The sequence below is a fragment of the Aneurinibacillus sp. Ricciae_BoGa-3 genome (assembly GCF_028421645.1).
Taxonomy (GTDB): Bacteria; Bacillota; Bacilli; order Aneurinibacillales; family Aneurinibacillaceae; genus Aneurinibacillus_B.
The window spans coordinates 2,009,104-2,031,944 of the sequence record NZ_CP116887.1 but is presented as its reverse complement, the minus strand read 5'-3'; the positions used below and the strand labels follow the sequence as shown (position 1 = coordinate 2,031,944).

Genomic DNA, 22,841 nt, shown 5'->3' with positions numbered 1-22,841 from the left:
ATATGGAATAGCCTGTTTTTGCCAAATCAGTTACATGAACATGCGATGATAACTAGAAGAATAAACAGAACCAGAACAATCTCGATTCCCCTTTCATAATCACAGTCCATACTATCGCCTCCCCTTTAACAAACTACGCAAGTATGTAGACAGGGTCCTAGAGGGAAACACACATTTTAACTATAGACCTTTAATAAAGGCAATCACCTAACACTTGTCCATATTAATTGGAATAGTATGTATTGCAACTTAATTCGATAATAAAAAGGGATGATAGAATGCCAGATCTGCGTCTAGTGATAAAAGGAAACATGGGGAAATGGACGATAATTCATACTAAGTCCGGTTCTTTCCATGGAAAAATTGAAAGCATAAATAAAAAAGGAATTACCGTATTGCTACCTGATTTTTATAACGTTCAACATCCCTCAATTAAACTCATGGAAGATAACGTAAAAGTAAAAGCAGAAGAGGTTGTAGAAGCGCAAGATTTTTTTAGAGGACGAGGTTTCCGTCGCTTTTTCTTCCCGTTTGCTTTTCTACTTCCATTCCTATTCTTCATTTAAGCTATTTCATCTTCGACTAATATTGTTCAATTTCATCATTTTACCTTGAGGAAATTTCTTGATTTTATGGGTAATCACACTGATTAAATATGTCAGGTAAATCACGTTTCATAATCAAAACCCATACTATCGCCTCCCTTTTGTAAAGGTTGTAAATTTCATTTATTGTACACGGGCAGGTGCGGACGAGTGCTAGACGAATGTATATAGCTTAATATGTTACGGAGAATCTCAGTACAAAATCATTAGCCAAGGTATAATTAGGTACATTATTTATACTTCTGTCTCTGTTATTTGCCCATTGTAAAAAACAAAAAGGCAGTTCTCCTAATCCATTGGAGAGCTGCCTTGTCAATTGATAAATTATCGGATGTAAATTTTATCGGTTTTCAATTGCTCCAACCACTTTTTCTGCTGTACTTCTGCTTGATTGTGGATTCTGCCCTGTTACCAATTTCCCATCACCAACTGAAAAGTCAGACCAATTTTCGCCGGAAACAAAGTTACAGCCCTTTTCAAGCAGCTTTGATTCAAGTAAAAATGGCATATGCCGATCCAATTGCATCTCTCTTTCTTCACTATCTGTAAAGGCAGTTATCGTTTTTCCTTTGACTATTGGTGTTCCATCTTTATATGTTGCATTTACAAGACCAGCGGGGCCATGACAAACAGCGCCAATTACTTTGCCATCCTCTGCGAATTCCTGAAGAACATATTGTAAGGTTTCATTGTCAGGGAAATCAAACATCGTTCCGTGCCCACCCGGTAGGAATATCGCATCAAACCCTTTAGCATCCTCTCTGCTTAATTTTACCGTGTTTTTTAACTCTTCTTCCGCTGCAGCCCAAGCAGCATTTTTTTCTTCTGAAATACTGGTTGGATCCAGTGTAACTTCCCGGCCTTGAATACTGGTCACTTTTACCTTATAGCCTTTTTCTTTAAAAACGTTATAGGGTACAGCAAATTCCTCTAACCAAAGACCAGTTTTATGATCATCCGTAATTTTGGTATGGTTGGTGACTACCATGAGAATCCGCTTATTATCAGCCATCACAAACACCTCCTTTGTTACTACGTATAATTCTTACCCTTTTCATACTCTATGTATGCATTGAATAGCAGCCCTTTACCTTAACTCATCAAACATTTGGTCAGTTCAAAAAAAACTGATGCAAATCTGGATTTAGGTCAGTAACTTGGACACAAAAAAGTTAAGGGTCTTGGTGACAGAATGATCTAAAAAAGTGAAAAAAGGAAAAGCAACCTTGATTTTTAGGGTATGTTGCCCATCCTCCTTCTCGGGGGATTTTACTGAAGAAGGTGAAAAAACAAGAGAAGCAGTGAACAATTGAATTAGAACAAGTAGACTGTTTGACGGTAGTTGCCCTAATGGCAATATAAAAAAACTTTGACATACTGATAAAAATATTGTAGGTTACCAAATGTAGGAATTCATTTGTTTAACTAACTTTTAATCGTCTTTAGGGGTGTATTCATGGAAAATGTGTTTGATTACGAAGATATACAATTGATTCCAGCAAAAAGTGTGGTAAATAGTCGTTCTGAGTGTGATACGACTGTAACCTTTGGCGGTCGTAAATTTAAATTGCCTGTGGTGCCTGCAAATATGCAGACTATTATAGACGAAAAAATTTCAATTTACTTGGCGAAAAATGGTTACTTTTACATTATGCATCGTTTTGAACCAGAGAAGCGGATATCTTTTATTAAAGATATGAAATCACGTGGATTATTTGCATCTATTAGTGTTGGAGTCAAAGATGAAGAATATAGATTCATACAGCGATTAGCAGAAGAAAATCTTTCACCGGAATACATTACGATTGATATTGCACATGGTCATTCCAATGCAGTGATCAAGATGATTCAGCATATTAAGAAATACTTACCGCAAAGCTTTGTTATCGCTGGAAATGTCGGAACTCCAGAAGCAGTGAGAGAATTGGAAAATGCCGGTGCAGATGCTACAAAAGTAGGCATTGGACCTGGAATGGTATGTATCACTAAAATTAAAACCGGATTTGGAACGGGAGGTTGGCAATTAGCTGCAGTACGTTGGTGTGCAAAGGCAGCAAGTAAACCAATTATTGCAGATGGGGGCATTCGAACACATGGTGATATAGCTAAATCAATTAGATTTGGTGCATCTATGGTGATGATTGGTTCATTATTTGCTGGACATGAAGAATCTCCAGGAGAAACAATTCAGAAAGATGGAAAACTTTATAAAGAATACTTTGGTTCAGCTTCGGAATTTCAAAAAGGTGAAAGAAAAAATGTAGAAGGGAAAAAAATATTTGTGGAACATAAAGGGCCTCTAAGAGATACTTTGCTAGAGATGGAGCAAGATCTTCAATCCTCTATTTCTTATGCAGGAGGAAACAAGTTAGAAGCAATTCGTAATGTAGATTATGTGGTAGTTAAGAATTCAATCTTTAACGGTGATAAGGTTTATTAAAAGTTCAGACCAAAACTTACCATCGTATTATAAGGTCAGCCAGTTTTTTCTGGTTGACCATTTTTATTGAAGTGATGTAATTTCGGGAGTCAGTCGCCTTGAAGCCCATCATTTATGATTTTCAATAATCTCCCCGATATAAATATCCGAAGGATTTTCCAATTTGTCGAATGGTGTTGAATCCTTTAGTGCGGTAGAGTAGAATAAAACAGTTGCAAGATTATGCACATCATTGGAGAAAAATACAAGGAGGAGTTATAGATGAAAAGCAACAAACTGGGCCTTTGGCTTCTGACAGCACTGGTTGTCGGGAACATGGTCGGGTCCGGTATCTTTATGTTACCACAATCGCTTGCAAAAGCGGCAAGCCCGACAGGCGTCTTGCTCGCATGGCTTTTGACAGGGGCTGGTGTTTTGATGCTTTCTCTTGTGTTCGGGAATTTATCCATACGCAAGCCTGAGCTAAACGGAGGCGTTCAAATGTACGCCAAAGCACTTTTCCCTGATGGATCGGGTGCTGGAGTGATATCGGGATATGTCGTGTCATGGGGCTATTGGATTGCAAACGTGACAGGTAATGTCGCAGTTCTGACAACATTTATCGGATACCTTTCTACGTTCTTCCCAATCATGACAAGCAATGCCAAACTGTTCACCATCGGCTCTCTGACAGTGAAAGTTGGCGGGTTGATCACCTTCCTCATCTGCACAGCAATGCTTTGGGTGATGAACGCCATTATTCTTCGCGGCGTCGAAGAAACAGGCCGCATCAACTTTGTGGCTACGGCAGCAAAAGTGGTTGGATTTATGATTTTCATTTGCTTCACGCTTTTTGCGTTCCAAAAAACCAATATGTTGCCGCTCATGCAGACGCGTACAGATCAAAGCGGAGCAGCCCTTGGCCTTCTTGGCCAGGTCAACAATGCTGCAGTCTCAACACTTTGGGCATTTGTCGGTATCGAATCGGCCGTCATGTTCTCAAAACGTGCCAAACAACAGTCTCACATCAAGAAAGCGACCGTTCTCGGCCTCATTATTTCCCTCGTCATCTATGTAGGCATTACCATGCTGGTCATGGGAATCCTGACGCAAAGCGAACTGATGAAAGCAGACAAACCACTCGTGGACGCTTTGCAAAAAGTGGTCGGTCACAATGTTAGCTATGTCATGGCGGTTTTTGACCTAATCGCATTAACCGGGACGACAATCGGATGGATTTTCCTAAGTGCGGAAGTGCCGTATCAAGCAGCCAAGCAAGGGCTTTTCCCTCCAGCTTTCTTGAAAGAAAACAAAAAGGGCGTTCCAGTAGCTTCTCTAATCATTACGAACGCGTTCTCCCAACTCTTCCTTTTCTCAACGATTTCGGATACGGTCAGCAACGCATTTAACTTTGTTGTACAAGTGGCGACGCTCGCCTACCTCGTTCCGTATGCAGCATCGGCTATTTATCAGTTGGAGCTGGTGCTTACGGGCGAGACTTACAAAAACGGGGAAGGCCGTTTGGTTGATGGCATCATTGCCGTTCTCGGAACCGCGTACGCGATTTACGTTATCAAGGCGGGCATGTCTGACATGAAAACGTTCCTGCTTGGTGTTGGCTTGTACGTTGTAGGCATCATCCTGTACCCGTTTATGAAGATTCCTAAAACCTCAATGACAAAAACCGAACAACAACTTCAGAAGCAAACCACGTAAAAAGGGCATCCCTCTTAGCTTGTAGAAAAGCCTAACTTTTAGGCAGATCTACAAGCTTTTTTAAGGAGCAGAAAATCACATGCTTTCGAAACATTCGCTCGAAGGACTACATCAAATGAATGTAATTACTTTGGATTTTATGCCCGTGGACCATCTGTTCCGGAAAAACGATGCAGCAATGGCAGCTGATGCTCCCGACTCTAATTTTAAATTATAACCTTGCCGAAGAGGCAAAGTTATGCTTTAAGTAACATTATTTACACAAAATGATTAACGGTAATTGAGAGATTCTATGATAGGTGCCAAATTGTGAGATTTTTATTAACGCTTATTCCGTATGATGATGAAAGTTTAGGGAGCTATCTAATTCGTCTAACTAAAGAAAACAGGTACACCTCAAATTTCTTAATATACAATAAACTAAAATTAGTAAAAGGAAATACTAAAAAATCTGTAAATTTACATTTGATTAACCCCGGGAAATTAGTCTCTCCTTTCTAAGTAATATGACGGGAATACACGAAGCTCATTTATGGAAAATGACACTTTTTAAAGAATTAGGGTACTAAGTAAAGGGGAACAAGAAGATAGTTACATAACTAAATTTGCTTGCCGTTAAAATTTTATGAATTTTTAAATGAGTATATAAAAATATCAAAAACTAGTAACCACAGTGGGCTAAGAAAAGAATTTGGTTAGTTATACAGGATAATTACTGAAATTTCAATTAAAAATAAATATTATACCTTCTTGAGTCAAGCTTTTCAACAATATTCTTAACTGCAACAGTATGTCACCGCCGAAATTTACCAGATTTTAAATAGCTAATAACTACCATATAGTACTAAAAAATATTTTTAATCTATAAATCATAGTGTTACACTATGATAGAGTTATAATTGATCCAGAAAAGGTGTGTGACTAGGTCGCGCCTGGGTTGCTGTAGCGCCTAAGCGGGAGCGCCTACATCCTGCAAATCTTAGGGTAAGGACGGTCAAAATGAGTAACAGACAAACTAGAACAGACGTTATCTTAATTGGCGCCGGAATCATGAGTGCGACTTTGGGGTCACTGTTGACAATAAAAAATCGTTGCTCTTTGGACCGTTTGCCGGCTTCTCACCAAAGTTTTTAAAAACCGGTTCAATATTTGATTTGTTAGGTTCCGTACAACCGGATAATGTCTTAACTATGTTGGCAGCGGGCGCAAAAAACGTTCCATTGACAAAATACCTGATCCAGCAAGTTATGTTATCGAAAGAAAAACGCATGGAAGAGTTACGCGAGTTTATCCCGAACGCCAAAAGCGAGGATTGGGATATAGTGGTAGCGCGCCAACATGTGCAAGTTATCAAAGATACTGCTGCTGGCAAAGGAACGCTTCAATTTGGTACGGAAGTTATTAGTGCCGCTGATGGCTCGATAGCTGCATTGCTCGGCGCTTCTCCGGGTGCTTCTACCGCCGTTTTCGTGATGCTTGAGTTAATTAAAAAATGCTTCCCGCAACATATAAAAGCGTGGGAACCGAAAATAAAAGAAATGATCCCTTCTTTTGGCGTGTCACTATTGAAAAACCCAGAGCTTATCCACGAAATTCATACTTCAACAGCGCAGACGCTTGGCTTAGCGGATAAAAAACAGTACGCATACGCATATAGATGGTCCTTATTTGTCACGACCATGCCGGATACAGGGGGACGGTTCTTCTGTATGTTCAGACATTTCCTTACACTTATATTTATTACGGAAACACAATGTCCATAGGAAGACAAATCAGCAATGCCGTATCAGTAAAATTGGCAAATCCGGAATAACCGAAAAACCCGTACGTGAAAGGAAGCATAAATTGCCGTTTTGGCAAATTTATGCTTCCTTTAGTTTTTTCAAGTACGTTTATTGGTTTAGTCGACAGAAGTCAATTCGATAAATGTTGACGGCTGAAGTGATCTTACAAGCATTTACAAACGCTTATGATGCCCAGAAGCCCGCTGAAGGCTTACTTTTTCACTCTGATCTAGGTTCTCAGTATACAGTGGTCAGTTCATACTTCGTTTATCCCTTGGTATCATGTAATCCTTAAATCAAAAGGGATGCCCTTATGATAATTCCTATATTGAATCTTTTCATGCTATTTTTAAGAAAGAAAAAGTAAATCATACATAGACTATTCTTCTGCCAAACTAGCCATCTATCGGTTCATTGAAAGCTGGTACAACAGAAGAAGATACACAGCAGCTTCGGGTACAAAACCCCACAAGCCATTGAAGATGAAATCAAACAATTAGTATAAAACTTAACTTCTTTGTGTCCAAGATGTTGACCTGAATACAGTCTTACAGCTCTATACGCAAGAATTATGCGAAACGCCCAAATAAAAAACACCAAATAAATTGTTTGGATCTATCCAAACCTTTTCAGGAAAAAATCCATTGTTTCTCACCATATCCTGAAATTCCATTATAGAATACTTATAAGAATTTTCAGTGTGTATAGTTTCACCTTTCGTGAAAGAAATGTTTTCGTTTGCTACTCGTACTGTTTGGTCAGTTAAACTAATTAGATGCATTTCAATACGGCCAAATTCCTTGTTATAGAAAGCATGGTGCCGAAAGTTATCTAAAATAAAATCTGCGTTCAATTCTCGATTGATTCTTCGTAAAAGATTACTGTTAAATTCTGCTGTTATTCCTTTCGCGTCGTTATAGGCGGCATGAAGGACAGAAGGATCCTTCTTTAAATCCACTCCAATAATCATCCCATCCCCTTTTTTTAATGTTCTAGATACCCTTCTTAGAAATTTTTGCGCAGCTAACGGTTCGAAATTACCGATTGTTGAACCAGGGAAAAAAGCGACTTGCCTTGCGGCGTGCTTAATGTCCGGTAAATGTAGCAGCTCTGTGTAATCAGCGCAAACCGCTACGATAGGCAAATTTGGAAAATGATGTGCTAATATTTCTGTAGATTCTTCTAAATACTCTTTAGAAATATCAATAGGCATATAGGCTGTCAAATCTGGTAATTCATCCAGTAAAATCCTTATCTTTTTACTACTCCCGCTCCCGAATTCTATTAAGATGGAATCGATTCCTACCATAGATGCAATTTCCTTCTTATACTGTTCCAATATAAAAATCTCTGTCCTCGTAGGATAATATTCATCTAACATTGTAATTTCTTCAAATAACTCCGAACCGAGTTTATCATAAAAAAATTTAGCGTGAATCTCCTTCTGTGGTTTGCGTAATCCATCCAATATTTCCGTTTTAAAACTTGCGAAAGAAGGATAGAAATCGTAAATCTTCACCGTACTATTAGATTGTGTCATCGTAAATCCTCCGCTAAACGAAATCCACTAAACTGCCAGCGCTTTTCAGGCTGAAAAAAATTGCGATAGGTCAGGCGAATATGAGATGAAGATGTCGCGCATGAACCCCCTCGCAGGACCATTTGATTGCACATAAATTTTGCATTATATTCACCAAGCGCTCCTTCCAAAGGCTTGCTTCCAGGATACGGTGTATATGGACTTTGTGTCCATTCCCACACATCTCCAAACCCTTTGCTTAGGCCTGTCTCCTCAGAATCAACGAAAGAAATCGGTTGATAATAACCAGATTCCACGAAGTTGCCCTCCTGTCTCACATGAGAAAAGGCGTACTCCCATTCAGCCTCAGTGGGTAGCCGCTTCTTAGACCAGCGGGCGAATGCGTCCGCCTCATAAAAACTCACATGACATACTGGTTCATGCAGATTGACTTTCTGGAAACCAGATAAAGTAAAGGAGTACCATTCGTCATCAACTTTTTCCCAGTACAGTGGTGCCTCCCATCCTGTTTGTTTCATTTCGGCCCAACCATCAGACAACCAATTTTTCGCGTCTTTATACCCACCATCTTCAATAAATTCTATAAATTCTCCGTTAGTTATCGGCCGAGAAGCAAGTCGATAAGGTTGTAACCATACTTTATGCTTTGGTCCTTCATTATCAAATGAGAAGTTTGTGCCTTCATATCCAATCTCCACAAGTCCCCCTTCAAAGTCATACCAAGTAAAAGGGATTTCACTATTTTGGAAACTATCCCTTTTTGAAGAGTACACCGGTCTAAGCGGATTAATGAAAAAGTTGTACTTTATATCCGTTAATAGCAATTCCTGATGCTGCTGTTCATGATGTAAGCCGAGTTCCACAATAGATTTAATTTTTCTGTATACTCTTTCGTCTGCACCTTCTATAAAATCAAGCATATGTTCATCCACAAATTCTCGGTATGCAAAAACTTCAGATACAGTGGGACGAGAGAGGTTACCACGGGAATGGCGCGGAAAAAAGTGCCTACTGTTTCATAATAGGAGTTGAAAAGATAGCTGAATGCCGGGTTAAACTCCTTAAAATTTTTCAGATGAGGCTTTAATACAAATGTTTCAAAAAACCAGGTGGTATGCGCTAGATGCCACTTCGGCGGGCTCACATCTTCCATAGATTGAATGACAAAGTCTTCCGTCTCAAGAGGCTTCACAAGCTGTTCTGTGAACTGTCGTATCTTTACATATGTAGAAGTTATCTTTCCGGATAAATTAACCGTAGTGGAACTTTCCCCAACAAAAGAAGACAAATTCATTTCTTACCTCCCTGTAGAATACAAATAAGTTTGGATATTCCTCTCATATTACATTTGGTACACACCAAGATTTTTATTACCCAAAGCCTCCTCATGTTAATCTTACAATTAACTGAGTTCCCTCAGTCTGAATTTTTTCAAGAGCACATTGGTATGCTCGAAGTTCCAAATTACAGTATGGGCACCTACCACCACGATAGAATGAAAGTACAACACTCCTTTTGCAAGTTCTTCATATAAATGCACATTTGCACCAAAGGCGTCTACCCATCACATTGTATTTTTCAGCAATTTCACGGAATTCATCTTGATCAATTTCATACCATTGTTTAATTTGATCTTCACTCACGATATCATCAATAAACATATTTAATTTTTACAATCTGGACACCAAGTTGTTGTGAATTTCATTACTACTAACGTTTCTTGATTAACTCTATTTTGAAACTCTTGTTCAGACAAAATTTTTTGCATTAACCTCGAATCCTTCATGTAAATTTATTTCACGTTTATAAATGTACAATATATATTAACGTATTTATGTAATGTACTTCACAAATGATGTAGTAAAGCTTCGGTAGTCTTTTAGTTATTTGCGCAAATTAATTTCCGCTGCCTCTCACAAGTGAATAAGTTTATAACAAATATCCCAGATCTGAAGTACTGGTAGGATAAGCGTATGTCATTTTTTTAATATCTTTTGTTGTAAGTTAAAGTGAATCGCCGTAGCAAAATGGTTAATAAGTTCATCGGCCTCATTACCTATTAAATGTGCTCCAAGAATATGATCAGTCTTCTTATCGATAATTACTTTAGCTGCTGCATGGTAAAAACAACTGTTGGCATTACTTTATAATCGGGCTTACAGTGGTTTCCTTTCAATAAATTTGAGGCAACGACTTGCGACTCCATCCCAGCAATAGGGGTTAAAGGTAAACCAGGAGTCGCCGGCGCATCTCCCGCCGCATAAACGTTTGAATTGCTAACACTTTGAAGGTAAACATTCACAATAATACCGTCTTTTTCTCGTTCTACATTTCCACGTGCTAATTCCATATCCTCTAATTCCGGGATACGCCCTGCCCCATGAACTATTAAATTGCCTTCTAATTTTATGTCTTCTTTTCCTTTTTGAGCACCTCGTACGATAAATCCATCCCCATGTTTTTCAATCGCCTGCACTTCAGTTTCCAAATGCAAAGTGATGCCGATTTCTTCCGATTTTTGCATTAATAATTCAACCAGGTCTGGATCAAAATGTTCGAGTGGGCGTTGACCGCGATGAACAATATGAATTTCAGAGTCAGCTCTCGCAGCGATATGAGCAAATTCAAAGGATAAAAGCCGCCTCCAATAAAAATGATTTTTTGAGGTAGTTCATCCAATTCTAGAAATTCGTCGCTATAAGTAAGATGTTCAATTCCCTCTATTGGCAAAGGAACCGGTTTAGCGCCAGTTGCAATTAAAATATATTTTCCCTTTAAAATGTCATCCCCTACTTGGATCTGGTCTTCACCGATAAACTTTGCTCGACCATGAAACGTTTGAATACCAGCTTTAATTAAACCATCTTCTCGTTTTTCAGGAACGGGCTCTGTAAAGCTACGTTTAAACTCCATTAATTCATTCCAATCAATACGGCTACCTGATGCCACGTCCTTTCATTCTTTGTATCCAATCGATGGCTTCGGCAGCTCCTACTAATACTTTTTTAGGGTCACACCCTCTGAGCGCACAAGTGCCACTAAACGGACGTGAGTCAATCATCGCTACCTTTTTCTCGATACGGGTGGCACAAGCTGCACAGGTCATTCCCGTTATATTCAGGTCGACATGATCAGCTGTTTCCAGACGACCCGTTGCCTCTGTGAGCATTTGTAAATCCCTCCTTACGTTTAGTATTAGACTCGTTTCATCAAACAACCCGAGTGTTCCTGAGGTTTTTTGGTTAAATTAGCTAACACAATAAATTACTATACCGTAGTAAGGTATATTTTAAAGAAAACAAAGGTGGAATGACTTTTTCGATCCGTTGTCGGTGAACAACATGTATCTATTTCCAACGTTTGATATTCATCTGATACTTCTGATTTCTTAATTCGTTTACTTCCTGAAGTAACGTTTCAATTGTTCAAAGAATGTAATTGTGCGCTAAATCATTTTAACCTTGCTTCCTGTATATTAGGAGATTAACTTGTACTGTTAATTGGATGTTTTTTTAGGAATTACTATCCTGCACAACAAGATAATTTGGAAACGTCCTTATCTAAAGTGAGAGCTGCCAATTTTAATCCTTCAGCCATTGTTAAATAAGGCGCAAGACTGTCCCGAATATCTTCCACGGTTAATCCAACCTTTACAGCCAATGTCGCAGCATATATAACATCTCCTGCATTTTCAGCAACAACGTGAGCTCCTAATATTTTAAGAGTTTTTGCATCTACTATTAATTTAAAAACACCTGTCGTTTCCCGATTAACGAGTGCTCTTGGTACGGAATTTAACGGCAAAACGGATGTTTTAATTTCAAGGCCTTTTTCTCTTGCCTGTTGTTCAGTTATACCAACCGTTGCAATCGACGGAGTAGTAAACGTAACACCCGGAACAACTTCTAAATTTGCCTTTCGTTTGAGTCCTCCGATGGCATTATCCGCGGCAAGCCCACCTTGATAAGCAGCTACATAAACAAATTGTGGACCAAGTGTTACATCTCCAGCTGAATAAATTCGCGCATTAGTAGTTTTGCAATATTCATCAATAACGATTTCACCACGGGAGCCAACTTTAACGCCAGCTTCTGGTAAATTCAAGGTTTCTGTATTCGGTGTTCGTCCTGTTGCAACTAGCAATTGTTCTGCTTCGATAATTCGCTTTTTACCGTTTATCTCAACATAAACTTTTTTAATGTCTCCATCTTGTTCTATTCGTTCATAGGTTACGCCGGTCATTACATTGATACCTTGCTCTGTAAATGCTTGCGTAATGACTTCCGAAACTTCAGGATCGTATTCTTTTAACAGGCGCTCGCTTCTTTGCATCAACGTTACTTCTGCACCTAAATGATGAAATAGTTGTCCTAATTCCATGCCTATATATCCAGAGCCTATAACCGTAAGCCGCTTTGGAACTTTTTTTAATTCCAGCAAAGAAGTGCTTGTTAAATAATCTACATTCTCTAACCCAGCAATAATTGGAACAGATGGAGAAGCACCTGTGGCTATTAAAAATCGTTTCGCAGTGATTTGCTTGCCATTCACTTCCACTGTTTTTTCATCTACAAATCTTGCTTCACCTTTTATTAATTCAAAACCGTACTCATCAATTAAATTCACATACTTTTGATTACGAAGCTCAGTGACCAATTCATTTTTTTGCTTTAGTAAGAGTGCTATATCAGCATCTGATGCTGAGGTGTGTAATCCAATAAACGGATTATTTTTCGCTAAATAATTGATTTCCCCTGCTCTTAACAGGGTTTTAGAAGGAACACAGCCGATATTAACACATGTTCCACCCACCGTTCCACGTTCGATCATCGCCACTTTTGCGCCATATTCCACGGCTTTAATAGCGGATGAAAAGGCTGCACCACCCGAACCAATGATGATGTAGTCATAATCACCTTCATCATCTAACACTACTTTTTCTTGCGATTGTATTTCTTCATCAGCTCCTGGTTGATAATTTGCTTCAGTGATTGCTTTTTTCGCTGTTTCAACCTCTACATCATTTGGTAACTCAAACACAGCTTCCCCGCGGCGAAAATTTGCTTCAATACTCTTTGCACCTATGTTTTCAAGAGCAACAGAAACATGCTCTTCACAACCCGTACAGGTCATTCCTTCAACTTTAACTCGGTATTTTTTCATTTTAAATTCCTCCTTCACTTTATTCCCGTTGTATGTCTTCTAACTTCTTAACCGTGAAGTCATAAATATCACTGCACTTTGCTTCATTCCGATCGATAACACCCAAAAACTTGTCAATTTCACTTAAGTACAAGGTCAATATATATCTTTTTACTGTATAAAAAAACTGAAAGGCTTGCTATAAATATAGCAAGCCTTTCAGTTTACATAATGCTAACTAATTCATCTAAATTAGAAATGATTTGTTTCGGTTTTTGACCCATATAGTCAAACACAGCATTTTTTCGATTTACCCAAGCTGTCTGGAATCCAAAACTAGCTGCACCTGTAATATCCCATGTGTTCGAAGAAAGAAATAGGACTTCTTCTCTTCTGCAGTCTAACTGTTCTAACGCATAGTTATAAGCTGCAGGTGAAGGCTTATACTGTTTCACGTCATCTACAGTAATAACTTGGCTGAAGTATGGGTTGAGCTGGTGATATTCCACTAACGGAAGAAGCATGCTAGGTGAGCCGTTTGACAAAACAGCAAGCTGATAACTGCCTGCTAATTGTTTGAGCGCCTGGGGTACTTCTTCATACGGAGAAAGTTTCAAATAGGCCTGCAGGAGTTCCTGTTCGTTTTGTCCGGTAAGTGACACCCCCAATTGCTCGCAAACATACTGAAGAGCATTTTTTGTAATTTCGTCAAACGGACGGTAGCGCCCGATAATATGCCGTGTAAATGCATAGTCAAGCTGCTTAGTACGCCAAAGCTCGCTAATTTGTTGACCCCGTCCTGGATAAAGCTCCTCACATTTCTGAATGACAGAATGAACGTCAAACAATGTTCCATATACGTCAAAAATAATGGTTTTTACATCTGATATGCTCATTATGAGCCTCCTCAAAGGGTAATAAAGTTTTTTTGCAAGTGTTAGGCTTTTACCCAATTGGGTACGAGGTCCACATTCGCCGCTTTTAGGGTTGTATAAACCGGACAGCGCAAATCGGTTTTTTCCTGGAGTTCTTGTACTCGTTCTTCGGATTCGCTTGTTTTCACTTTTGCATTAATCGTTACTTTTTGAAAGTAAGGTCGAACGTTAGGATCACCCATTAATCCACGCGGGTCAAACTCACCCCGGATATCAAATTCAATGCTTTGTAGATCAAAGTTAATTTCTTTGGCCACCATATTTGCAATCACATTTTCACATCCAGCGAGCGCGCTAAGCAGCGTTCCAAGTGGGTTAGATCCAGTATCTTTTCCGCCCATCGCAGGGGGTTCATCGATAATTAATTCATGATTTTTCGAACGGACTTTTGTTTGCATACCTTGTGAAACAGCAGTCACTCTTTCAATAATTTTTGGCATTTTATATTCCTCCGTGATTCGTACTTTTTACATTTTTATCATGGTTATTCTCTACTTAGTTTATCCCTGCTGATGAAGATAAAAGATTCACACTGATACTTAGTCCAGTACTTCTGAGATGTTTTTCCGGGTAATATTCCAGTGAGATGTGTTCCAATCTTCTATACTATTGATTTCCGTTAATTTCGAACATGCTCATTGCCCTCCTTCTCTCTTATGATAAAACAGTTGTTCGCACTCCTTCTGTAAGATAGATTACAATAGCCCATTCCCTTTCCTCGGTAACTATGATTGACCATTAAAAATAGGAGTGACGACGACGCCATATTTATCCTTTCTTTAAAATCCTCCTGGCTTCCATCAGACGTTGCAATGCCGTAAACAATTCAACAACCAAAAAAATTCCTGTTGTCCATAACAGCCAATGCGGCAGCGATAGAACCGTCCACCGCGTCCAAATATCCGGATATCCAGAGTATAATAAACGCTAGATACGGATGACTTATATAAATTAAGAATCCGGTTGCACCCCAAGCAATAATGCAATCCATGTGACTTGATTTGCCGTCAATCCCAGTTTGATTAAGAATTTGGCTGTTTCTGCAATTATGGGTTGCACCCATTGCCTTGCGTGTGTATCAAGCATTATTCTTCCCTCCTTTCTTTTAGTGAAATTGCGGAATAAAACAAGCTTGCCGGATATCAAAGTGGATCATAATGGAATCCCCTTGATTGGGAAATGAAGCTCCTCCCGGTTTCTCAAGCACGTCGATAATAGTAGAACCTACCACGCTCATGTGGTAAAATCCTTTACGAAACGAAATTTCCGTAAGGGTCCCTTGAAGAGTCCTTAGATTGTCATCTGAAAATTTATCTTTTATGTAAGATAACGCATCATGGGTTACGGCTCTTCCTAGTCATGCGTTACAAACAAAATTGTTATTTTATATTACTGATGGATTCGTTTCACTAATTCCCTCATTTCATCACGTAGACCAGGGTCAAGTGCACTAAATGGTTCATCCATAAGCAGCAATTTTGGTTTAGACACAATGGCACGTGCTAGAGATACCGCTGCTGTTGACCACCACTCAATTCCATTACTTTCAGTAGTGTTGTTATTCCGCATCCGGAAGGACCAAGCAACGCAAAAAATTCCCCTTCCTCTACAGTCAACCTCACCGGCCTTAACGAAAAGAGAGGGGAAGCATCCCCCTTTGTCTTTCCATAATGCTTTTCTATATTAATAATCTCTAAATTCGACACTCGCTTCCTCCCTCCATTAAAAATGGATGATTATTTGTTTACTTATTTTTAGAGGGATTACTCTGTAAGATGGATTACATAACAACAAAATTTTAAATGTAATTTACTTCACAAAGGTTAAAACTAAAAGAAGAGTATAATGATGTATAAAATAAACCTTTATATATGGGTGATCCAAAATGGAAATAAAAATATATGTAAGTGATCACTGCTTTTCATGCAGAGAAGCCATTCAATACTTCTTTGAAAAAGAGTTGAATGTAAAGCAAATTAATGTTACGTACAATCAAGAAGGGTTTAAAGAAATGATTACACTAGGAGGAATTGCCACACCGCTTATCGTGATTGAAAATCAGGTTTTTCACACTTTTGAACGAGCCAAAATAGAAAAAGTACTGGAGGAGAAAAATGAATAAGTTATGGTATTTATCACAAATTAGCCTATTTAATACCCTACCCATGGAAGATCTAATGGAAATTGAAAAGATGGGTCCCATGTCTACTATACAGAGTCATACACTTATCCAAACACCAGAAACCTTCCATGAAGGACTGTATATTGTTAAGGAAGGAAAACTCCGGCTTTATAAAGTTAATGCGGAAGGAAAGCAGTTTACATTAGGTATATTAGGCAAAGGAAACATTTTCGGAGAAATTGACTCCTTTTCATTGGGGACACGGGATATCTATATTGAAACTATGGAGAAAACCTTGTTATGTTCTTTAGGAAAAGAGCAGTTTGAAACGTTTCTAACCTCTCGTCCTAAGTTGGCACTAAATTTTTTGAAATTATTAAGTGAACGCTTAAAAGAACGTGATGCCCTTCTTGAACAGCTTGCTCTGGGAGACTTACGAGACCGGGTACTTCATTTATTAATGAAGTTAGCTAAGCAGTTTGGTATAAAAGATGGCAACTATCATAAGATTGATTTTCCCTTGACTCATCAGGAACTGGCAAATATGGTTGGAGCTACGAGGGAGTCAGTTACAATGATTCTAAAACAATTATCAAAAGAGGAAATAATACGTACAGGACGTATGTCTATTGAGGTAAATGCAAATAAAGCTCAAGAATATATACAGTAAAGCTTGCTACCTGTCATGCGAATTAATTCCAGTGGTTTTTTGTATTTCTAAATAGCCTTTACATTTTTCAAGTTCGATATCATTCAATTTGCCTGTGTACCCCTTTGACTGTTGAATACCTTCTTTGTTGCCCTCCTGTTGCAACAAGTTCCTTCTCCACAACACTAAACAGTGCTAAACCAAGTCATTACAGACACCCCCGGCATAGAAACGTTGTGCTATAGCTCCTAGTTCATCCGCCGTTACCTATTCCACCACTTTCACATTATCTTATAGGATTACAGTGGAAAGGGTTGAAAGTTAGTGTCAGGAAGTATCCTTGCATCCGAGATTGTTACAGCTGTTTGGGAACGAGATCCGTTAACAGGGATCATACAAATTGTTCGTTGGGAATTCAGTTTAAACAAATGACATGATTTGATAATACTTGAACACCCTCATTATCCCCATTTAGTACGAACCAAAGTAAGCCGCTGCCCTTGTGGGTGGTGGTCTCCACTCACTTACGTAAAGCTTCAGCTGTTCTTCCACCTCGCTTCCTAAAATCTTTTAAGCAAAATGCCAATGCCAACCGGTGATTCAGGCCTTACAAACCTTACGGGGTGTAGCCGAAGTCACAGCCGTCACGTTAGTGGCGGAGATTGGACAGTTTTCTCGTTTTATAAATCCACGGCAATTGATGTCCTATGCAGGTCTGGTTCCAAAGGAATATTCCAGCGGATCGAGTCGTTGGCAATGTTCCATTACGAAAATTGAAAATCTCCAGATTCGTCGCCATTTGATGGGAAAAAGGAGCTGGTTTGTGACACATTTATATGTAGCTTGCATTTTCACTTTTATAAGAGCTGTATTAACAATTCCGGCTCCAACTCCTTTGGATTTCCCGGCTCTTTTTTTCACGGCCGGATTTATATGTCGACCCGCTTTTTAACATCCTGTGTGGATATCCGGAATAATAAAGGACTAAATGGACAAACGCCGATACACCCTCTTACTCCTCCGCATATGTATAATTTCGTAACTAAAGAAAAGATTGGGGAGCCAAGAAAATGGGAGATAGGTTAAAGTATCACCTCAAAAAAGCGAAATTGTATGGATTATTAAGGAAAAAATACAAGTATGATAACCCGCAGCTGTATGACCGTTTAAAGCATTCGTATCACACTGTTTGGGAAAGCTCAGGTACAGATGATTGGTCAGATGGAGCATACTCTGCAGCTGGGTGGTCGGGCACCGGTTGGCCAGTAGGCGGTTCACATGGAGCAGGTTGGCAAGGTATGGGGTGGTCAAGCGAAGGTGGACCCGGAAATTAAATACACCTTCTACATTTAAAAATTTAAGGCCTCTTACCAAGTCGGATTAACCCCCGCGTCTTGGACACACACATTCTTGTTCTCGTTTTTACACAAGATTATATTTGAGTAACACACGAACTTCCTTAAAAACGCTTTCTTGATTGAATTTTCACGTAAAAACAACTACTTAAGGGTCTTTTCGTTAGCATTGTTTTTATTCAACGCAGTGGTAAAAGCAATGATGATAGGTGAGCTAATGCTCGAATTAATCACTTTGCTTGCACCGCCCATCAGTCAAAAAGGATTGAATTTCGTCGAAAAAAAGAGCCATAAAATGGCCCTTGATAAATTAATTAAAGTCTTTAAATAGTAAGAATGCACAGCTAGTTTTTTTCCAATGAAACAGACTTACGATTGAGTGGAAGAAAAATTTCAAATGAGGTTCCTTCACCTGGCTTACTTATTATATTTACCGTTCCTTTGTGATTTTTAATAATGTTGTAGCTTACCATTAATCCTAGGCCAGTGCCTTTTTCTTTGGTAGTATAAAAAGGTTCTCCTAATTTTGTGATTTTCTCAGGTGGAATGCCACACCCTTGATCAGTAAAGTGAATGACAATGCCGTTCTCTTGTCTTTTTACTTTTACTGAGATTGTTCCTTCGTTTGGCATCGCTTCCATTGCATTTTTTAAAAGGTTTATAAAGACTTGTTTCAGTTGATTTTCTTCACACTCTATCAGAGGGAGATCGTCATCGTATGCTGTAACAATGTTAATGTTTTTCATAATCACTTGTGTTTCAAATAATGTGACTGTATGTTGAATAATTTTTTGAATAGAATTCTCTTTAAAAATATGTGATTGGGGTTTGGAAAGCATCAAAAATTCGCTGATAATCAATTCGATTCGATTTACTTCATCCAATATAAGATCAAAGTATTGAGTGTTCTTTTTATCTTGTTGTTTGAACAACTGAATGAAACCCCGTATAACAGTTAATGGATTTCGAACTTCATGAGCTACGCCAGCTGCTAGGTTTCCAGCAATAGAAAGAGTATCTGCTTTTCTAAGAGCTTCCTCTGTTCTTTTCCTTTCTGTGATGTTACGACTTACACATAAAGATGCTGGTTCTCCCTCATAAGTAATTGGAATAAAGATTGTTTCCAGGTCGATTACTCTATTATCTAATGTAACAATTTCATGCTGTGATGGTCCGATGACTACTTTTTCTCTTTGTACTTTTTCGATAATACTTTTTATATAGTTTTGGTAATCTTTTGGGATAAAATCGGTTGAATTTTTTCCTATTATTTCCTCAGGTGTTTGTGCACCCATCATAATGGCTCCTTCTTTATTGATAAAGCAAAATCCGTCTTTGTTTAAGACGATGATTTTGTCCAATGAGTGCTCAACTAAAAGACGATAGCGTTCTTCACTTTCTTTAAGTTTTTCTTGTATTTCTTTTAAACTTGTAACATCTAAGAATGTACAAAGAACCTTTCTAGGCGGATCGTTTGCTGTATTAGATATAGGTTCACAATTTGCTAAAATCCAACGATACGGCGATTGTTTGGAAAATTGAACGCCCATTATAAAATTTCGTATACGTTGTCCCGTATGAAGAGCAATCATATATGGGTGCTCATGAATGGGGAGAATAGAACCGTCATGTTTGAAAAATTTCCAGGAGCTAAGATTAGTACCATGAATTTCTTCAGGATCAACTCCAAATATTTTACAAGCTTCTTTATTGGCATGCAAAACGTTTCCTTCAGCATCTTTTAGAATAACTCCACCACTTATTGAATTATAAAGACTTTCATATCGTTGTTCACTTTCTTTTAATTTGCTTTCTGTTAACTTTCTTTCTGTTATATCTCGTGCTGTTACCACAAGTACTTTGGGTTCGCCATCAGAATCAAAAATAGGCACCTTAATCACATCGTAAGTTTTAGAAGTACCGTCTTTTTCAAGAATTTGTTCATAGCGAACACTTTTTTTACTGGTCCAAGCCTCATAATCCGTACGTTCGCAAACAGATGCAAAACTCGCCTTGTCTTTATATGGATTAATGATAATTGCGCTGATTTTGCCTTTATATGAGGAATTGTCTATTTTAAAAAAACGAACAGCCGATTCATTAGCTTCTATCCATTCGCCTTTCTCATTTTTTAAATAAACGAGATCGGGGATATTATTAATTAGTGTATATAGTGTTTTTTGGTTTTCTTCTAACTTTCGGTGAGAAGCTTCGATCTTTTTTCTCTTTATTTTGATAATCCTATAGAGAATTAAACTGCTAATAACAACAAAGAATAGATCTTCCATAAGATGAATAAAACTAAGCAACTTTGGATGTAAGGAATACGCTAGTAACAGTTGGTTTGTAATAATGAAGTAAAAGGACAGCAACAAAAAGTATAATACGAGAGTCTTGTAGGAACTCCATTCCATTTTTGCCCGCTTTCCATTTAACGAGTCAGCCATCTAGTACCTCCATTTAAAATAAGAAAGAATAATATCTTTATGATATCATTTTTTAGCAAAATGTAAGAGTTATATATTGATAATTTGTAATTTTACTATAGTAAATCAGTCATTTTTTGTATTTAACTCTTATATCGGAATAAAGACTACTGTCATTATAATTGAATAATAAAAAATTACTTGTGGGATCTGTAGAGTAGAGAACTGAAATTTCATTGCGGACGAAATTCCACTTTTACTTTTCCAGCACCCTAAATCAAACCGGACGTGAGGTTTTCCCTCATCCGGTTTTCCGATGTTCTTTTTTTTCCTCCGCTTTACAGTACTTTCTCAGACCACAAGTTCCTTTAATCCAGATTTTTGAGCCATGCCCACCAGTCCTAATGTATGATGCTTTTTACGACGATTGAGTTTCTTGTTCCAAAACAGTGTGACTCTCTTTCAGATGTACCAGTCTATTTTATTTGAGAAACTTATTTGCAAACGAGTCCAAGGCATAGTAGTTCCTCCACCCTTGTATACGTGGATTGAGTTCTTCAACCATCTGATTCATTGTCCAGAATAGTCGATGGTCAGTAGCATCGGTTTAATTGATTGAAATAGCATTTTTCCACCTCACCCTAACTATCCTATTGCTTCTTAATGGCATCCACTGAGTTTAGATGGAAGAGAAGTAGATTTAATCCATCGTTCACCACTGAACTTGACCACTGTTTATTTTGGTTGACCTAAACCAAGCAGGAATTGAACTTTTCAAAGCGCCTTCAAAGGATGCTATTTTAGGTAAATCAATCTTTGACAGTGTTCCTCCGGACTACTTATCACTTGTTAAAAAGAGGTCGCAAACAGTCCTTGAACTTAAAAAAGAAACTGAACTTATGGAACAACAAATAAAGTGCTACGACGGAACGATCATTACTGTAGAAACAAATGCCGTACCTATCCACTACAAAGATAAAACTGCGTCTCAGATTGTTTTTCGCAATATTACAGAAAAAAAACAAACTGAACAAGCACTTAAGGATGCAGTAAATGAATTAACTAAACTTCCTGCACCTCTCTTGCCAATTTCGGAAAAGATATCCATACTTCCTCTTGTAAGGTCTATCGATACACACAGGGCTCAATATATTTTAAGTAGTATCCCTGGTAAAGTAGCTGAACAAAATTTCAGTATTTTAATTATCGATTTTTCAGGTATCCATTCACTAGATACCATGGTGGTTGACCATCTTTTCAAAATCAATCATATACTTAGGTTGCTCGGTGTTACATCTATCATAACCGGTCTGCGACCCGACCTCGCCCTTACTGCTGTGAATCTAGGAATAGATTTGTCATCATTACAAACATTCGCTTCTGTAAAACAAGCGTTAAAGAGCTTTAAATTTCAGTCGCCTACTTCACGGTGGCTCTTTTTGTTTCTTACAAGTTTGTCAACCAATCAATGTTTGAACTGTTGGCGATAGGTTGAGTTTTCGATCGTGTGTTGCGCGAGGTGTAGGCTTTTCATCCCCGCCTTTTTTTGCTTTATACTCGTTTATCGCTTGCATGTGTATCGTCCTTTATGCAAGGGTTTCGGGTGCACAGTATCTTCCCAGCCAACTTCGTTCCCCATGGGCATCTCCGGCATTTCTCCAACTGTTGCTTATGCTAATTCTTTTCTGCTCTGGTACGGCGCTTCACATCGTTCTCACCCCTTTCAAGCAAACAAAAAGACCGTCCCACTGGAACGGCCATTCGCTTACTATTAATTGTCACGATTCAATTTTTTAACTTTGTCTATACCCAATGGAAGTAGTGATATATGATACTCATCTATTCCTTTACATTCAAAATTAACGAAGTTCATTTGAGCAAAATATCTATAAGATAAATACGTCTTATCTTTTTTATTTAGCAACACAACTTTTGGCTTTTCGCCATTTTTTAAGTAGTGAGTATATAAGTCTATTAACATGTTTATCCTACTATTTGTTATCCCTGAATGTTGTTTTAACATAAATCATAACTCCTATCTTCCTTTATAAACAGGGATATTTTACTGCAACCTATTGCTTATTTAAAGCTGAAATACGATGAATTACTTTTTTTGCCACAATTTACCCAAGAAAAGACCACTCCTAT

22 protein-coding genes and 6 pseudogenes are annotated in these 22,841 nt (G+C 38.3%); 9 read left to right on the top strand and 19 right to left on the bottom strand.

All coding sequences use genetic code 11. The features are described 5' to 3' along the window. Window positions 1-26: 26 nt before the first annotated feature. Window positions 27-110: a sporulation protein YjcZ gene (gene yjcZ, locus PP175_RS10355; protein ID WP_272443236.1), complete on the bottom strand. Its 84-nt coding sequence runs from the start codon at window positions 108-110 to the stop codon at window positions 27-29. 168 nt (window positions 111-278) lie between these two features. Between yjcZ and PP175_RS10350 the strand changes: the two genes are divergently transcribed. Continuing rightward, window positions 279-566, top strand: a complete 288-nt coding sequence (locus PP175_RS10350; RefSeq protein WP_272442667.1) for a hypothetical protein — start codon at window positions 279-281, stop codon at window positions 564-566. Window positions 567-945: 379 nt separating this feature from the next. Here the strand turns inward: PP175_RS10350 and PP175_RS10345 are convergent, their stop codons facing one another. After that, a complete protein-coding gene (locus PP175_RS10345; protein WP_272442666.1) occupies window positions 946-1,617 on the bottom strand; it encodes a type 1 glutamine amidotransferase domain-containing protein in 672 nt (223 codons plus the stop codon). Window positions 1,618-2,061: 444 nt separating this feature from the next. Between PP175_RS10345 and guaC the strand changes: the two genes are divergently transcribed. From guaC to PP175_RS10330, 3 genes and pseudogenes are all read left to right on the top strand, one after another. Further along, window positions 2,062-3,045, top strand: a complete 984-nt coding sequence (guaC, locus tag PP175_RS10340; protein ID WP_272442665.1) for a GMP reductase — start codon at window positions 2,062-2,064, stop codon at window positions 3,043-3,045. A gap of 261 nt (window positions 3,046-3,306) precedes the next feature. Beyond that, the gene (locus tag PP175_RS10335) at window positions 3,307-4,740 is read left to right on the top strand and encodes an amino acid permease (protein ID WP_272442664.1); all 1,434 of its coding nucleotides are present in this window, start codon (window positions 3,307-3,309) and stop codon (window positions 4,738-4,740) included. Window positions 4,741-5,813: 1,073 nt separating this feature from the next. Beyond that, a pseudogene (locus tag PP175_RS10330) lies at window positions 5,814-6,377 on the top strand (malate:quinone oxidoreductase); the annotation flags it as partial. Window positions 6,378-7,080: 703 nt separating this feature from the next. Here the strand turns inward: PP175_RS10330 and egtD are convergent. From egtD to PP175_RS10280, 13 genes and pseudogenes are all read right to left on the bottom strand, one after another. Continuing rightward, complete coding sequence (gene egtD, locus PP175_RS10325) at window positions 7,081-8,064, bottom strand: L-histidine N(alpha)-methyltransferase (RefSeq protein WP_272442663.1); 984 nt, start codon at window positions 8,062-8,064, stop codon at window positions 7,081-7,083. Then, window positions 8,061-9,005: pseudogene (gene egtB, locus PP175_RS10320) on the bottom strand (ergothioneine biosynthesis protein EgtB); the annotation flags it as partial. The gene egtD and the pseudogene egtB, both read right to left, overlap by 4 nt. Beyond that, window positions 8,969-9,358 (bottom strand): DinB family protein, encoded by a 390-nt coding sequence (locus PP175_RS29720; protein ID WP_334314194.1) that lies wholly within the window; start codon window positions 9,356-9,358, stop codon window positions 8,969-8,971. The pseudogene egtB and the gene PP175_RS29720, both read right to left, overlap by 37 nt. 91 nt (window positions 9,359-9,449) lie before the next feature. Further along, window positions 9,450-9,527, bottom strand: a complete 78-nt coding sequence (locus PP175_RS29715; protein WP_334314210.1) for a hypothetical protein — start codon at window positions 9,525-9,527, stop codon at window positions 9,450-9,452. 200 nt (window positions 9,528-9,727) lie between these two features. Beyond that, window positions 9,728-9,832 carry a thioredoxin family protein gene (locus PP175_RS29880; RefSeq protein ID WP_442870437.1) on the bottom strand — a complete coding sequence of 35 codons (105 nt, stop codon included), beginning with the start codon at window positions 9,830-9,832 and terminating at the stop codon, window positions 9,728-9,730. Window positions 9,833-9,993: 161 nt separating this feature from the next. Beyond that, a pseudogene (locus tag PP175_RS10310) lies at window positions 9,994-11,233 on the bottom strand (dihydrolipoyl dehydrogenase family protein). Window positions 11,234-11,586: 353 nt separating this feature from the next. Continuing rightward, the gene (gene merA, locus PP175_RS10305) at window positions 11,587-13,227 is read right to left on the bottom strand and encodes a mercury(II) reductase (protein ID WP_272442662.1); all 1,641 of its coding nucleotides are present in this window, start codon (window positions 13,225-13,227) and stop codon (window positions 11,587-11,589) included. 22 nt (window positions 13,228-13,249) lie between these two features. Beyond that, window positions 13,250-13,354: pseudogene (locus tag PP175_RS29875) on the bottom strand (Hg(II)-responsive transcriptional regulator); the annotation flags it as partial. A 76-nt stretch (window positions 13,355-13,430) separates the two neighbouring features. After that, window positions 13,431-14,102, bottom strand: a complete 672-nt coding sequence (locus tag PP175_RS10300; protein ID WP_272442661.1) for a haloacid dehalogenase type II — start codon at window positions 14,100-14,102, stop codon at window positions 13,431-13,433. A 41-nt stretch (window positions 14,103-14,143) separates the two neighbouring features. Further along, window positions 14,144-14,581 carry an OsmC family protein gene (locus tag PP175_RS10295; protein WP_272442660.1) on the bottom strand — a complete coding sequence of 146 codons (438 nt, stop codon included), beginning with the start codon at window positions 14,579-14,581 and terminating at the stop codon, window positions 14,144-14,146. A gap of 511 nt (window positions 14,582-15,092) precedes the next feature. Then, complete coding sequence (locus PP175_RS10290) at window positions 15,093-15,227, bottom strand: hypothetical protein (protein WP_272442659.1); 135 nt, start codon at window positions 15,225-15,227, stop codon at window positions 15,093-15,095. Window positions 15,228-15,246: 19 nt separating this feature from the next. Continuing rightward, window positions 15,247-15,378 (bottom strand): hypothetical protein, encoded by a 132-nt coding sequence (locus PP175_RS10285; RefSeq protein ID WP_272442658.1) that lies wholly within the window; start codon window positions 15,376-15,378, stop codon window positions 15,247-15,249. Between the two features lie 155 nt (window positions 15,379-15,533). Next, window positions 15,534-15,847: pseudogene (locus tag PP175_RS10280) on the bottom strand (ATP-binding cassette domain-containing protein); the annotation flags it as partial. Window positions 15,848-16,026: 179 nt separating this feature from the next. Between PP175_RS10280 and PP175_RS10275 the strand changes: the two are divergent. Beyond that, window positions 16,027-16,263 (top strand): glutaredoxin family protein, encoded by a 237-nt coding sequence (locus PP175_RS10275; protein WP_272442657.1) that lies wholly within the window; start codon window positions 16,027-16,029, stop codon window positions 16,261-16,263. Next, the gene (locus PP175_RS10270; protein ID WP_272442656.1) at window positions 16,256-16,933 is read left to right on the top strand and encodes a Crp/Fnr family transcriptional regulator; all 678 of its coding nucleotides are present in this window, start codon (window positions 16,256-16,258) and stop codon (window positions 16,931-16,933) included. The genes PP175_RS10275 and PP175_RS10270 overlap by 8 nt, the downstream gene beginning before the upstream one ends. 6 nt (window positions 16,934-16,939) lie before the next feature. Here the strand turns inward: PP175_RS10270 and PP175_RS10265 are convergent, their stop codons facing one another. Beyond that, window positions 16,940-17,080, bottom strand: a complete 141-nt coding sequence (locus tag PP175_RS10265; RefSeq protein WP_272442655.1) for a hypothetical protein — start codon at window positions 17,078-17,080, stop codon at window positions 16,940-16,942. Between the two features lie 424 nt (window positions 17,081-17,504). On the opposite strand from PP175_RS10265, the pseudogene PP175_RS29870 reads away from it, so the two are divergent. Both PP175_RS29870 and PP175_RS10260 read left to right on the top strand, forming a co-directional pair. Next, a pseudogene (locus tag PP175_RS29870) lies at window positions 17,505-17,717 on the top strand (transposase); the annotation flags it as partial. A 265-nt stretch (window positions 17,718-17,982) separates the two neighbouring features. After that, the gene (locus PP175_RS10260) at window positions 17,983-18,246 is read left to right on the top strand and encodes a hypothetical protein (protein WP_272442654.1); all 264 of its coding nucleotides are present in this window, start codon (window positions 17,983-17,985) and stop codon (window positions 18,244-18,246) included. A gap of 365 nt (window positions 18,247-18,611) precedes the next feature. Here PP175_RS10260 and PP175_RS10255 read toward each other — a convergent pair whose 3' ends face one another. Beyond that, window positions 18,612-20,714 carry a PAS domain-containing sensor histidine kinase gene (locus PP175_RS10255; protein WP_272442653.1) on the bottom strand — a complete coding sequence of 701 codons (2,103 nt, stop codon included), beginning with the start codon at window positions 20,712-20,714 and terminating at the stop codon, window positions 18,612-18,614. A gap of 460 nt (window positions 20,715-21,174) precedes the next feature. Then, entirely contained in the window at window positions 21,175-21,267 is a 93-nt protein-coding gene (locus tag PP175_RS29865; protein WP_442870436.1) for a group II intron maturase-specific domain-containing protein, read from the bottom strand. Between the two features lie 166 nt (window positions 21,268-21,433). Between PP175_RS29865 and PP175_RS10250 the strand changes: the two genes are divergently transcribed. Continuing rightward, the gene (locus PP175_RS10250) at window positions 21,434-22,183 is read left to right on the top strand and encodes an STAS domain-containing protein (protein WP_272442652.1); all 750 of its coding nucleotides are present in this window, start codon (window positions 21,434-21,436) and stop codon (window positions 22,181-22,183) included. 281 nt (window positions 22,184-22,464) lie between these two features. On the opposite strand, the gene PP175_RS10245 is transcribed toward PP175_RS10250, so the two are convergent. Further along, on the bottom strand, window positions 22,465-22,716 hold the full coding sequence (locus PP175_RS10245; RefSeq protein WP_272442651.1) for a hypothetical protein: 252 nt from the start codon (window positions 22,714-22,716) through the stop codon (window positions 22,465-22,467). Window positions 22,717-22,841: the final 125 nt, after the last annotated feature.

Coding starts and splice junctions, on each gene's coding strand:
- yjcZ (WP_272443236.1), bottom strand. CDS start 110: ATGGACTGTGATTATGAAAGGGGAATCGAGATTGTTCTGGTTCTGTTT.
- PP175_RS10350 (WP_272442667.1), top strand. CDS start 279: ATGCCAGATCTGCGTCTAGTGATAAAAGGAAACATGGGGAAATGGACG.
- PP175_RS10345 (WP_272442666.1), bottom strand. CDS start 1,617: ATGGCTGATAATAAGCGGATTCTCATGGTAGTCACCAACCATACCAAA.
- guaC (WP_272442665.1), top strand. CDS start 2,062: ATGGAAAATGTGTTTGATTACGAAGATATACAATTGATTCCAGCAAAA.
- PP175_RS10335 (WP_272442664.1), top strand. CDS start 3,307: ATGAAAAGCAACAAACTGGGCCTTTGGCTTCTGACAGCACTGGTTGTC.
- egtD (WP_272442663.1), bottom strand. CDS start 8,064: ATGACACAATCTAATAGTACGGTGAAGATTTACGATTTCTATCCTTCT.
- PP175_RS29720 (WP_334314194.1), bottom strand. CDS start 9,358: ATGAATTTGTCTTCTTTTGTTGGGGAAAGTTCCACTACGGTTAATTTA.
- PP175_RS29880 (WP_442870437.1), bottom strand. CDS start 9,832: ATGCAAAAAATTTTGTCTGAACAAGAGTTTCAAAATAGAGTTAATCAA.
- merA (WP_272442662.1), bottom strand. CDS start 13,227: ATGAAAAAATACCGAGTTAAAGTTGAAGGAATGACCTGTACGGGTTGT.
- PP175_RS10300 (WP_272442661.1), bottom strand. CDS start 14,102: ATGAGCATATCAGATGTAAAAACCATTATTTTTGACGTATATGGAACA.
- PP175_RS10295 (WP_272442660.1), bottom strand. CDS start 14,581: ATGCCAAAAATTATTGAAAGAGTGACTGCTGTTTCACAAGGTATGCAA.
- PP175_RS10290 (WP_272442659.1), bottom strand. CDS start 15,227: ATGCTTGATACACACGCAAGGCAATGGGTGCAACCCATAATTGCAGAA.
- PP175_RS10285 (WP_272442658.1), bottom strand. CDS start 15,378: ATGAGCGTGGTAGGTTCTACTATTATCGACGTGCTTGAGAAACCGGGA.
- PP175_RS10275 (WP_272442657.1), top strand. CDS start 16,027: ATGGAAATAAAAATATATGTAAGTGATCACTGCTTTTCATGCAGAGAA.
- PP175_RS10270 (WP_272442656.1), top strand. CDS start 16,256: ATGAATAAGTTATGGTATTTATCACAAATTAGCCTATTTAATACCCTA.
- PP175_RS10260 (WP_272442654.1), top strand. CDS start 17,983: ATGGGAGATAGGTTAAAGTATCACCTCAAAAAAGCGAAATTGTATGGA.
- PP175_RS10255 (WP_272442653.1), bottom strand. CDS start 20,714: ATGGCTGACTCGTTAAATGGAAAGCGGGCAAAAATGGAATGGAGTTCC.
- PP175_RS29865 (WP_442870436.1), bottom strand. CDS start 21,267: ATGAATCAGATGGTTGAAGAACTCAATCCACGTATACAAGGGTGGAGG.
- PP175_RS10245 (WP_272442651.1), bottom strand. CDS start 22,716: ATGTTAAAACAACATTCAGGGATAACAAATAGTAGGATAAACATGTTA.